This window comes from Pseudomonas sp. (genome assembly GCF_030696055.1).
In the GTDB taxonomy this organism is placed as follows: domain Bacteria; phylum Pseudomonadota; class Gammaproteobacteria; order Pseudomonadales; family Pseudomonadaceae; genus Aquipseudomonas.
The window spans coordinates 1-11,494 of record NZ_JAUYNP010000030.1 but is presented as its reverse complement, the minus strand read 5'-3'; the positions used below and the strand labels follow the sequence as shown (position 1 = coordinate 11,494).

Below are 11,494 nucleotides of genomic sequence, written 5' to 3'. Positions count from 1 at the left end.
CGCGAATGAAACGGCAACAGACCCTAGGGCAGCCCGCAACGACCTATCAGACGCCTTTGTTCTTCAAGCGGTTGGCATGTTGACGATACAGCGATACCGGCGCGGTCCAACCGCGGATGCCGAACAGATGGTTGATCGCATCCACATGGTTCATGTGGTAGCTGTCGCCCAGCACCTGCCCCAGGTAGGTCGAGCAGACACCGACCAGGCCATCATTCTTCTCTCCGCCGTAAGCCAGGCCGGTGATGGCCAGGAAGGGGTCGACCGCATCGAAGATGTTGGTGTAGGCGCTGTTACCGGTCCAGGAGAAGTAGCGGATGTTATAGCCGCGTACGTTGTGCAGTTCCGTGGACTTGGCGCAGTAGCTGCTGCTGTTGACGCCCCAGGGATGGCGGCTGTTCAGCGCGGCGGTGCCGGCGGTGGTCAGGGTCTTCAGGGCATCCAGGCCGTTTTGCGGATTGCTGCTGCCGGACAGCAGGTTGATCATCGCGCCCAGGGCATTGGCCACTGCATTGGTGCCACCTTCGATCAGGCTGTTGGCCGGAATGATGCCACGCACCACGTCGGCGACCTTCGAGCCCTTGTTCACCCCGTTGATCGAGGTCACCGAGGCCACCAGATCGGGGCGCAGGGACGCCGCCACCCGCGCGGTCGGCGAACCCTGGCTGTGGCCGATCAGGTTGACCTTGCCGCCGCCTGCGCCGGCCCAGGGCACTATCTGCTGCGCCAGCGCGGCGCCGCGCTGCTCGCTGTCATTGAAGGCGGCGACGCTGGCGACATAGACCTTGGCGCCATCGCGCTCGAGGTTCCAGGGAATGGTGTGGAAATAGTTGACCAGCCCGCCGATGGTGTTGAAACCGGTGATGCCGTGCACCAGCACTATGGGGTATTTGGTCTGGGTGTAGCTGGCCTGGGCCTGAACGGCGCCCAGCAGGGCAACGGCGGCAAAAGCAGTGGCAATAACGCGACGCATGGGTGCCTCCTTATTCTTATTGTGGGCACGCCGGGAAAACTGCGTCCGGCGTCGAGCCAGTCTAAGAACAAAGAGAAGTCCGTCACATCGCCCAGATGGGTGAAGGGCCAGCTACCGAGAAATCACCGTTAGCAGGCGCCCATGCCCAGTTGCAGAACGGCCAGGCCGCCCTGCCGCCAGCCCCAGCCGATCAGCGCCAGCAGTGCGCAGCCGGCCAGCAGCAGGCCGGCACCCAGCCAATGCCGCGGGCTCATGCCTCGACACCGGCGGCCTGCAGGCGCACCACCGGCTGCTCGCGCACCGGCCAGTTCAGCGCCGCGGCCAGCAGGCTGAGAAGAATGGCGATCTGCCAAACCAGCTCGTAGCTGCCGGTGCGGTCGTACAGGTAACCGCCCAGCCAGCCGCCGAGAAAGGCGCCGAGTTGATGGAAGAGGAAGACGATGCCGCCGAGCATCGACAGGTTGCGCACGCCGAACAGGGTCGCCACCGTGCCGTTGGTCAGGGGCACAGTGGACAGCCACAACAGGCCCATGGCGATGCCGAAGGCGTAGGCGCTCCACACCGTCAGCGGCGTCATGACGAAGGCGCCGATCACCACCGCGCGGGCCAGGTACAGCGCGCTGAGCAGGCGCGGCTTGGCCATGCGCCCGCCGAGCCAGCCGGCGATATAGGTGCCGAACACGTTGAACAGGCCCACCAGGGCCAGCACCGTGGTGCCGACCAGGGCCGGCAGGTGCTGGTCGACCAGGTAGGCCGGCAGGTGCACGCCGATAAACACCACCTGAAAGCCGCAGACGAAGAAACCCAGGGCCAGCAGCCAGAACCCCGAGTGGGCGCAGGCCTCGCGCAACGCCTCGCCCAGGCTCTGCTCGTGGCCCTGCAGCGGCAAGGGGTTGTCCTCGATCATCGCCGCCAATGGCACTATCAGGGCCACCAGCAGGCCGAGGGCGAGCAGCGCCGCCGACCAGCCGAGCCAGCCGATCAGGCCCAGAGTGCCCGGCAACATGGCGAACTGGCCGAAGGAGCCGGCCGCGGCGGCGATACCCATGGCCATGCTGCGCTTCTCCATGGGCACGGCACGGCCGACCACGCCGAGAATCACCGAGAACGAAGTGCCGGACAGACCGATGCCGATCAGCAGGCCGGCGCTCAGCGACAGCGACCAGGCCGAGTCTGCCAGCCCCATAAATACCAGGCCGATGGCATAGAGCACGCCGCCGACTAGCACAGTGCGCTGCGCGCCGAAACGATCGGCCAGCGCGCCGGCGAACGGCTGGGCCAGGCCCCAGATCAGGTTCTGCAGGGCGATGGCGAAGGCGAAGACCTCGCGCCCCCAGCCGAATTCGGCGCTCATGGGCGGCAGGAACAGGCCGAAGCCGTGACGAATGCCCAGGGACAGGGCCAGGATCAGGGACGCGCCCAGCAGTACCCAGCCACTCGTGCGCCATACCGAAGTCATAAGTCTTCCTTTACGGGTAGCGACCCGCTTATCGAGAAAATCAGTCGAGCCTTTCCAGCTCGTCCAGCAGCGCCAGCAAAAGTTGTAGCAATGGCTCAGGACGCAACTGGCAATCTGGATGCAGATATACCCCGCCACCCGGTGAAGCGGCAGCTACAGTTGCCCGGCAATGCAACGCTACAGATTGAACTCAGAGTGCCAGGGCCAACGCCAGCAGCAGCGCGCATTCCACCAGCTCGAGCAGGGCCCCGGCGGTATCCCCGGTGGTGCCGCCCAGGCGCTTGAGCATCAGGCCGCGCAACCAGACAAAGCTCACACCCGCTACCAGCAAGGCCAACAGCGCCGGCCAGCCGAACAGCAGCATGGCCAGGACATTCAACCCCAACACCCAGGGCAACTGCCGGCGCGGCAGATGCTCGGCCAGGGCCTGGCCCAAGCCGCCCTGGCGCACATAGGGGGTGCTGAGAAACAGCAGCGGCAACAGGCAGCGCGCCAGCCAGGGCACCAGCAGCAGTAGCAGGCCCGCGCCGGCGTCCAGCAGGGTGACCAGCGCGGCGAACTTGAGCAGCAGCACGAGCACCAGCAGCACCACCGCGATGGGCCCGCTGCGCGGGTCCTTCATGATGGCCAGGGTGCGTTCTCTATCGCCGAAGCCGCCGGCCCAGGCATCGGCGCTGTCGGCCAGGCCATCCAGGTGCAGGCCACCGGTGATACCGACCCAGAACGCCAGCAGCAAGGCCGCCTGCAACAAGGCCGGGGTAGTGCCCAGCAGTTGCTGGGCGCCGACCAGCAGTCCACCGACCAACAAGCCCACCAGCGGGTAGCACAGCAGCGAGCGGCCCAGTTGCTCGGGCGTTGGCATGGCCGCCAGGCTCACCGGCAGGCGGGTGAGAAACTGCAGGGCGATCCAGAACGCCGTCATGCCGGCTCCCAGAGTGTGCCGTGCTGATCCAGGCATAGTTGAAAGCGCTCGGCGTGGCCGACATTCACCTGCAGCAAGTCGCTGCGCGGCAAGCCGCGGGCCCGCGCCAGCAACAGGCGGATCACTCCGCCATGGGTAATCAGCAGCAGACGCTCACCGGCATGCCGGGCCTGCAAGCCTTGCACGGCCGCCAGCACCCGCGCCTCGAAGGCCAGCAGCGGCTCGCCTTCTGGCGGGGTAAAGGCGTAGGGGTCGGTCCAGAAACGGCCGAGGTCTTCGGCATGGGTTTGCATCAGCTCGGCGCTGCTGCGCCCTTCCCAGGCGCCGAAATGCAGCTCCTGCAGACCGGGTTCCAGACTCAGGGGCAGCGCCCGCTGCGCGGCCAATTCCTCGGCGAAACGCGCACAGCGCTGCAAGGGCGAGCTGATCAGCCGATCCCAGGGCCCGCCAGCGATCACAGCCACACGCAGCTGCGCCCAGCCGGTGGCGGTCAGGGCGTCGTCCAGGCTGCCGCGCAGGCCGCCGCCCAGTTCGGTTTCGCCGTGGCGCAACAGCTCCAAATGGACAGTCATGCCGGGCGCTCGGCCACTGCCGCCTCGGCGAAGGTGGCCATCTGGTTGTGCAGGCTGCAGGCCAGTTGCAGCAGCGGCACCGCCAGGGCCGCCCCACTGCCCTCGCCCAGGCGCAGGCCGAGATCGAGCAAGGGTTCGGCCTGCAGCGCCTGGAGCACGCGCTTGTGCCCGGGCTCGGCGCCGCAATGGGCGAACAGCAGCCAGTCGCGGCAGGCGGGATTCAGGCGTACCGCCAGCAGCGCGGCGACGCTGCAGATAAAACCGTCCACCAATGCCGTGATGCCCTGCTGGGCGCAGGCCAGATAGGCGCCGCTCAGTGCGGCGATCTCGAAGCCGCCCAGACACTGCAGCGCCTCGATGGGCGCGACGATGGCCGGACTATGCAGCGCCAGCGCCGCGTCTATCACCGCGGCCTTGTGCGCCACCCCGGCGCTGTCCAGGCCGGTGCCGGGGCCGACCAGCTCGGCCGCCGGGCAATCCAGCAGCTGGCAGGCCAGGGCCGTGGCCGCGGAGGTATTGCCGATGCCCATCTCGCCGCCGATAAACAGCTGGCTGCCCGCTGCCCGGGCGCGCAATACGCTGGCCTGGCCGGCTTCCAGGGCGATCAACAGCTGGGCCAGGGTCATGGCCGGCCCCTGCAGGAAATTCTGCGTACCGGCGCCGAGGTGCAGATGAAGCACGCCAGGCAAGGGCTCCAGTGGCACCGCCGTGCCCAGGTCGATCACCTCCAGGGTCGCTCCCAGTTGCCGCGCCAATACGCTGATGGCCGCGCCGCCGCCGACGAAGTTGCGCAGCATCTGCCCGGTGACGGCCTGGGGAAAGGCCGACACCCCTTCGGCCACCACGCCATGGTCACCGGCGAAAATGCTGATCCACGGCCGTTCGATACTCGGCCGCTGGCTACCCTGCATGGCCGCCAGCTGAATCGCCAGCTGCTCCAGCTGGCCGAGAGAGCCGGCCGGCTTGGTCAGCTGCAGCTGGCGCGCCTGGGCCTTGCTGCGCGCCACCAGGTCCAGCGGCTGACAGCCGTGTAACCACCATTGCAGACTCATAGTGCCTCTCCTTTGAGAACCATCGGCAAACCCGCCACGCTGAAGATCACCCGCTGACAGCGCTCGGCCAGGGCCTGGTGCAACCAGCCAGCCTCGTCGACATAACGGCGGGTCAGCTCGCCCAGCGGCACCACGCCCAGGCCGGTCTCATTGCTGACCAGGATAATCCGCCCCGGCAAGCCGGCCAGGCACTCCAGCAGCCCATCGCGCTCGGCCGCCAGACGCGCCGGATCCTCCAGCATCAGCAGATTGGTCAGCCACAGGGTCAGGCAATCGACCAGCAGGCATTTGTCCGCGGCGGCCTGCTCAGTCAGCACCCGGGCCAGTTCAAGCGGCTCTTCCACCAGCCCCCAGTGCGCCGGGCGGCGCTCACGATGCTGTTGGATACGCCCATTCATCTCGCCGTCCAGGGCCTGGCTGGTGGCGATATAGCTCACCGCCAAGCCCGATGCAGCGGCCAACTTCTCGGCCAGGCGGCTCTTGCCGGAACGGGCACCGCCGAGTATCAGTTCATGCATAGTTCACCTTCGTTCGAATGGCCGCACGCAACCCGTAGCCCGTAGCCCGGATGCAATCCGGGAAAGCGCAGCGCCGCACAAACCGCTCCCGGATTGCATCCGGACTACACACCACAGAGCTCTCGCAACTTCTGCGTATCCAGATGCTGCTCGACCAGATCGGCCAGGCGCTCGATATCCCGTTCGCGCAGGGCGTGGTAATCCACCGTCTGCACCTCAGGTAGCCCGGCCCAGCGCAGCAGGGCGCTGCAGGCCTCGCTGGACTCGAACAGGCCAAACGAGCCAAGTAGTTTCCGAAGCCCAGCATTTTCGAGGAGTTGCGGCAGTTTTTGAACCGGTGGTTTAGCCTCACCCACCGACAACCCAACTACAGAAGGTATGCATTGGCACCAATTCAAATAGGTACAGTCCTTGCTCAAATGAATCGGTATAGGCTTCCCCACCGACCACCCAACTCGATGGGGTCTCCCCACTTCGAGTGACCGGCAGGAATGACCTGTGCGCAGCTCCTCTGGATTTTAACCAGTTCTGCCCACCTCCGCTGAACTCCAGATAGTGCCTGTCGCATCAGCCGCCGCATCCACTGCCGCAAGCAAGGTCGCTTGTGACAAGTGACTGTAACGTTGACTCGTTTTCAGCTGAGCGTGCCCCAGCACCTTGGCCACCTCATAGAGTGAACGTCCTGAGTTCACCATATTGCTTGCCATACTGTGCCGCAGATCGTGCATCCTTACCTCAGGTAGCCCGGCTTGCTTACGTGCAGTGTCCCAACTCCAAAAAACTGACCTATAAGGTTTCTGAGTCATCGGATTAGGTACCAAATACGGACATCTCTCCCAACGAGGCAGCTGATCCAGGATTGCCAACACAGCCGTAGATAAGGGCACATACCTCGGTTTTCCCGACTTTGAGGTCGGAATACGCCAAGTACGACGTTCGAGATCAAAGTGTTCCCAGCACGCATCAAGTAGCTCCCGCTTACGCGCCCCAGTCAGCAACAACAAAGGGACGATGTACCTCATCTGGCTATTGCCACAATTTTCCAGTGCATCCCTCAGGCGGAGGGTCTCCTCTGCTGTCAGATAACGCTCACGCGCATTATTAAGCTCGTACATCGACGCACCCAAGGTTGGATTAGTTTCAGCTCCAGGTATCTTCCATTTCTTTGCAAGGTTGAACATGTATCGCATCAAAACAAGCACACGATTACAGGTAGCGGGCGCATACCCCTCAGCACGCATAGCATGGTGATGCTCGATGACCGACTGCTGGCTTATTTGATCCAGATGGCAATTTCCAAACGTAGGTAGCACATGATTACGAAAATAGCTTTCGTCTGATGACCAACTTTTCTTGTCTCCCTTCACAAACGGCATGTACCTATCCTTCGCAAATTCAGCCAGCGTCTGAACAGTTCGCTTGACCTTGCGCTCTTCAGATGGGTTTTCTCCCAGCACCACACGAGAACGTAACACTTGAGCTGCCTGACGAGCTTTGTCAAAAGAAATGGACTTCGAGTCACCAATCTTGTGTTGGCGTTGCTTGCCATGCTGATCACGGTAACGAAGGTGAAACGTCTTTCCTCCAGAAGCACGAACCTCAAGAATAAAGCCTGTAATGGCCGTATCGTAATAATCAATCTTGCTTTTACCTTCAGGACAAATAGCACTTCTAACGAAGCTTGCATCTAGACTTTCATTTGGCATGGTATTACTCCTTTTAAATTTAGCACGCAATAAATGCCACAACTCATAAAGAGAGGTGGCATCGGTTTAACGCTCACGGGGGGGGGGGGGCATGGATAAAGTTAAGAAATGCGCAGGCAGCGATAGAAATCGCACGAAGTTTTGCAAAACCTTTTACTTTTCATCTAAGTAGGCAGCTAACGACCGCAAAATTTGCCTGAGGCTGACGCCGGCAGATTGCCGAACAGGGGCAGGAGGGGCAGGACAACTACCGAATTTAAAGGTTGATTACCTACAAGACACCGAGGGGAGGGAGTGGTGGCAGAAGTGGGGAACTGGGCGCGATGCAAGTCGCAGGCAGACACTACCTATTTTTAAAAATCCAATTAAAGTCTTTAAAACTGCAGCCCCTGCCCCCCCATAGACACACCACGCATGACAGCTAGCGCAATAGTTAATTATTAACCTTACTAACCTACGAACTCAATATTCATCACCTTCACCGCCGACAGGAACCTGAGTGTGTATTTGTGCCAATGAACGCTTGAACGGTAACCGCCACTTATTACTCCCGTTCACCCTCGTTGAATCACCAAGTAATTCACGCAAGATGGACGTGCACTCTTTACACTGTGCATTTGTAGGGCGCTCAATCCCCAACCGATGAAGCACCTCAGTACTTGTTAATGCCGGAACTACACCCCTATCAACAACGGTCAACTCAACAACCTCCATCAGTCGCTCACGAATGACACTAACACTGCAGTGCTCGCCATTATGTAATGCCAGCAGGTTTTCCTCCTCCTCATTAAGCCACCATGGACGACCTTCGTTAAACTGAACTGCCAACTGAGCAAAAACCTGCTGCATATCAATATTGTGTTGATAGTTAATGGCAACCAAAGGAATTGTCCACCAGCGACTATTGCCCGTGGAATCAACCAGAAAATTTTTTTCATTAACCGTGGCGAAGAACACAGTCCGCCGAGGATATTCGGACTCAATGCGAGCGTACGGCCGACGCACCTTATCGCTATCACTGGTCAACACGCCCTTCAATCGAGCAATATCTTTTTTGAAGGAACTATCGAGCTCGCCGATCTCAACAATCCAGTGTGTGACCGCACCAAGAATTGAGTCTTTGTTACTTGGATCCAGATGGTGATCCACTTTGACAACCATTTCGCGCAATGTCGGATTAGGCACCAATGATGTAACCCAACTGGTCTTGCCTATCCCCTGAGGTCCCTGGAACGTCAAAACACCTCGCCCTTTGAATCCACTGGGTTTTAGCGCTGCAGCCGTTGCACTGAGCAACCATTTACAAACCAGCACATTTTTCAGGCGCTCAGGATAGTCAGCACGAACATTCAATGTTTCGCAAACATCTGCCAGTCGATCAGTATTGTCCCATGGCTTACTGGTGATCCATTCAGCAACAGGGTTGTAGGGATTTCGGTCCCCAAGAGCGTCAACAAACGATGGAACCTGACCGGTGGAAATACCATTTAGAGTGGCGAGACTGATGATTTGGGTCATCGCCGTGTTATCTGCGTTGTCGCTAGTTCCCGCATGATCTGGAAGAAATATTTGAAGCTTCTTCTTGATTACGTTGTATCTGACAGATATCCCGTAAGAGGCAAGCAAATGCCTTGCGTTCGAAATTGTGCACGGATGAGCGTATGAACCCTGGCCTGGCTGATCCGGAAACGTCAGCGGATCTAGACGTTGCACACTATCGAGAGCATATAATTGGGCTGTTTTCGACATCGCTGGCAGAGCGCTAGCATCCCCCTCAACAGTGACTGCCGGCTCGACTGACTCACATGGAACCCCACCACTAGAAACGTGAGGCTTACTCGGCGGTGCTTTTAGGCGGGAAGGATCAACTAACCTACTGATACATTTAATTTTTTCATTCATTTTACAATCTCTAAGCCGCTACAAAAAAATGACCCTTTGGATTTGCTCCCAGGGGTTAAGTAAACGGGCTCAGAAAAGTGACGACTGGGCCGCCTTGAACCGTACAAAATCTCAGGTCAAACGCCCCTAATAATTCAGGTTTTTGGCAAGCCTGAAACATCGAATCTAAATATCGAAAGGAAACTTAAACGGGACGTGATGAGTTCGACTGAAAGCTGACAGTGAAGTCGACGCCGCAGGCACCACGCGAAATTATGTAATTTATTATTTACACGCATAGTTGCGACCCCACCACCACACTGCCACCGGAAATGGCTACTAAGCATCCAAACCTTGAGCGAGATAGCGCTCGATGGGCGCAGTGACAGGGGGCAACCGATTATTCGCCTTGAACACAGTCTGACGCAGACACCCCGACAACAATGACCAGCTTAGAAAGCCAGTTGGTACGACGCCGCCAACCAAGTGCTCGGCATCTCGCCTTCAGTGGTGCCATTGAGCATCAGCGAGGCTTTGCCTGCGCCAAGTTGGCCCTCGACACCCAATCCCAGCCGCTGCCAGTCTTGGTCGTAGTCGTTACCCGGCAGGTCGAAGGCAAAGAGCCCAGTCACTTGGCCAGACTGACTAGCGCCAGACTCCTCAAAGCGATGCGCGGTTTCCAGCAGACTGATCAGATTGAAACCACTCTGGCCGAGCGGATAACTACCCTCAACGCCAAAGCGAAGGTCTGTGGTGCTGTCAGCTTGCTGATCAAACTGCGCCGGCAATCCACCATCCGCCTCGCTATAACTGTCTTGCTTACCATGGGCGTAGTTCAGATCGGTGTAGGGACTAACTTGCAGCAGCCCCAGTTGCACGGCATTTTCCCAATCTAACCGGGCGCGCAAGCCATAGCTCTGAGTGTCTGGGCTAGCTGAGGAATGATCCTGCTGGCCACCGTTTTGATAGCCGCGCTTGATGTCATTTTCACCCCACGCTGTGTAGCCGCCCACGGTAGCCCAGAGACCATAGTCTTCATTAACTGGCACGATGGCCTCACCGAGCAAGTAGGTGCCATTACTGTCAGTCGTACTGTCGCCTGGCTGTTGCTGATTAGCCCAAGTTTGGCCGACCGCCAAATTGACCTGCACAGGGCCGAAGTTATAGCCGCCCCCGATTTCCGCCAAGCCAATATCACCATTGCGGTTGCCGTGCTCATCTTTACCCCAGTCACCAGCTAACCAGCCGGTGGACTGCCCGCTTGTTACACGGCGCGATAAAGGCCGACTGTGTGCACCACCGATCATTGTACTGAGGCTGCGCTGGCTGCTGGCGAAGGCTTGGCCGCCGGCATTTAAACTGCTCGACAGGTCAGCGAGAGTTACCAGCGCCTTCGCCCGCGCCACGAAAGCCTCGAAGTTACCATCATGTTGTCCATAGCCGACTACCGTCGAACCATCCGCCGAGACGGCAGTGGCTTCTTGGAAGAACCAATCGCTGGAGGCGATACCATTGTCCCGTAGCCAACCGGCTAACGACTGCATTCCGCCAGCCTCGGTCCAGCGGATGGCCTCATAGCCGTTTGCGCCACTACTCATGCCAACGATCACCGCACCATTGGCTGAGATACTGCTCGCTTGACTATAAAATGCGCCTCCAGGCAGATCGCCTAGACCTTTCATCCCACCGGCTTCAGTCCAGCGAAAGGCCTCTACGCCCGACTCAGAGTTTCCGAGTCCAGTTACTACCGCACCATTGGCGGAAACACCTGTGGCGACGCTTTCAAATGCACCACCAGGCAGATCACCCAAGCCCCGCATTCCACCGGCTTCAGTCCAGCGAAAGGCCTCATTGCCGTTGTCGGAACCACTGAAACCAACCACCACGGCGCCATCTGCGGAAGCACACTGAGCAGAACTAAAAAAATACCCCCCAGCCAGCTCACCTAAGCCCTGCATACCGCCTGCATCAGTCCAGCGAAAAGCTTCCTGGCCGAGTCCAGTCGTTCCATACCCAACCACCACGGCACCATCGGTAGAAACCCAGAAGGCCGCACTGTAAACATCACCGCCGGGCAGGTCGCCCAAGGCACTCATCCCTCCGGCCTCAGTCCAGCGGAAGGCCTCTGTGCCATTTATAGAGCGTCCCCAGCCCACCACTACCGAGCCATCATTAGAAACACCTTGGGCGGAACCTTCAAAACCTCCTCCGGCCAAGTCACCCAACCCCTGTATGCCGCCATCCTCGACCCAACGAAAAGTCTCGTAACCATTTTCGCTATTGCTTATTCCAACCACGACAACACCATTGGCGGAAACCCCCGAGGCCCGACTGTAAAAGTCACCACCTGACAGATCACCCAAGCCAAGAACCTCAGCCTGAGCAATAGAAGATGTGGCAGCAACACACAG

General features: G+C 59.5%; 10 protein-coding genes and 1 pseudogene. All 11 read right to left on the bottom strand.

Translation table 11 applies throughout. The features are described 5' to 3' along the window. Positions 1-46 precede the first annotated feature (46 nt). Positions 47-973: a triacylglycerol lipase gene (locus tag Q8Q83_RS01700; RefSeq protein WP_305620576.1), complete on the bottom strand. Its 927-nt coding sequence runs from the start codon at positions 971-973 to the stop codon at positions 47-49. A 128-nt stretch (positions 974-1,101) separates the two neighbouring features. Next, positions 1,102-1,227: a hypothetical protein gene (locus Q8Q83_RS01695; RefSeq protein WP_305620574.1), complete on the bottom strand. Its 126-nt coding sequence runs from the start codon at positions 1,225-1,227 to the stop codon at positions 1,102-1,104. Beyond that, positions 1,224-2,432: an MFS transporter gene (locus Q8Q83_RS01690; RefSeq protein ID WP_305620573.1), complete on the bottom strand. Its 1,209-nt coding sequence runs from the start codon at positions 2,430-2,432 to the stop codon at positions 1,224-1,226. Before Q8Q83_RS01690 ends, Q8Q83_RS01695 begins: the two co-directional genes overlap by 4 nt. Before the next feature lie 190 nt (positions 2,433-2,622). Next, positions 2,623-3,354, bottom strand: a complete 732-nt coding sequence (locus tag Q8Q83_RS01685; protein WP_305620571.1) for an adenosylcobinamide-GDP ribazoletransferase — start codon at positions 3,352-3,354, stop codon at positions 2,623-2,625. Further along, positions 3,351-3,926 (bottom strand): alpha-ribazole phosphatase family protein, encoded by a 576-nt coding sequence (gene cobC / locus Q8Q83_RS01680; RefSeq protein WP_305620569.1) that lies wholly within the window; start codon positions 3,924-3,926, stop codon positions 3,351-3,353. The genes Q8Q83_RS01685 and cobC overlap by 4 nt, the downstream gene beginning before the upstream one ends. After that, positions 3,923-4,978, bottom strand: a complete 1,056-nt coding sequence (cobT, locus tag Q8Q83_RS01675) for a nicotinate-nucleotide--dimethylbenzimidazole phosphoribosyltransferase (RefSeq protein ID WP_305620567.1) — start codon at positions 4,976-4,978, stop codon at positions 3,923-3,925. Before cobT ends, cobC begins: the two co-directional genes overlap by 4 nt. Then, positions 4,975-5,496, bottom strand: coding sequence for a bifunctional adenosylcobinamide kinase/adenosylcobinamide-phosphate guanylyltransferase (cobU, locus tag Q8Q83_RS01670; protein WP_305620565.1), 522 nt, complete (start codon positions 5,494-5,496; stop codon positions 4,975-4,977). Before cobU ends, cobT begins: the two co-directional genes overlap by 4 nt. A 104-nt stretch (positions 5,497-5,600) precedes the next feature. Further along, positions 5,601-5,771 (bottom strand): annotated as a pseudogene (locus tag Q8Q83_RS01665) (cobyric acid synthase CobQ); the annotation flags it as partial. Between the two features lie 243 nt (positions 5,772-6,014). Continuing rightward, positions 6,015-7,202 (bottom strand): site-specific integrase, encoded by a 1,188-nt coding sequence (locus tag Q8Q83_RS01660; RefSeq protein ID WP_305620563.1) that lies wholly within the window; start codon positions 7,200-7,202, stop codon positions 6,015-6,017. Positions 7,203-7,664: 462 nt separating this feature from the next. Further along, the gene (locus Q8Q83_RS01655) at positions 7,665-9,104 is read right to left on the bottom strand and encodes a VapE domain-containing protein (RefSeq protein WP_305620561.1); all 1,440 of its coding nucleotides are present in this window, start codon (positions 9,102-9,104) and stop codon (positions 7,665-7,667) included. A 431-nt stretch (positions 9,105-9,535) separates the two neighbouring features. Next, a partial coding sequence (locus Q8Q83_RS01650) for an autotransporter domain-containing protein (RefSeq protein WP_305620559.1) occupies positions 9,536-11,494 on the bottom strand: 1,959 nt, incomplete at its 5' end.

Bases quoted from the DNA above. Each gene is read 5' to 3' on its own strand.
- cobU (WP_305620565.1), bottom strand. From the start codon at position 5,496: ATGCATGAACTGATACTCGGCGGTGCCCGTTCCGGCAAGAGCCGCCTG.
- Q8Q83_RS01655 (WP_305620561.1), bottom strand. From the start codon at position 9,104: ATGAATGAAAAAATTAAATGTATCAGTAGGTTAGTTGATCCTTCCCGC.
- Q8Q83_RS01700 (WP_305620576.1), bottom strand. From the start codon at position 973: ATGCGTCGCGTTATTGCCACTGCTTTTGCCGCCGTTGCCCTGCTGGGC.
- Q8Q83_RS01685 (WP_305620571.1), bottom strand. From the start codon at position 3,354: ATGACGGCGTTCTGGATCGCCCTGCAGTTTCTCACCCGCCTGCCGGTG.
- Q8Q83_RS01695 (WP_305620574.1), bottom strand. From the start codon at position 1,227: ATGAGCCCGCGGCATTGGCTGGGTGCCGGCCTGCTGCTGGCCGGCTGC.
- cobT (WP_305620567.1), bottom strand. From the start codon at position 4,978: ATGAGTCTGCAATGGTGGTTACACGGCTGTCAGCCGCTGGACCTGGTG.
- cobC (WP_305620569.1), bottom strand. From the start codon at position 3,926: ATGACTGTCCATTTGGAGCTGTTGCGCCACGGCGAAACCGAACTGGGC.
- Q8Q83_RS01690 (WP_305620573.1), bottom strand. From the start codon at position 2,432: ATGACTTCGGTATGGCGCACGAGTGGCTGGGTACTGCTGGGCGCGTCC.
- Q8Q83_RS01660 (WP_305620563.1), bottom strand. From the start codon at position 7,202: ATGCCAAATGAAAGTCTAGATGCAAGCTTCGTTAGAAGTGCTATTTGT.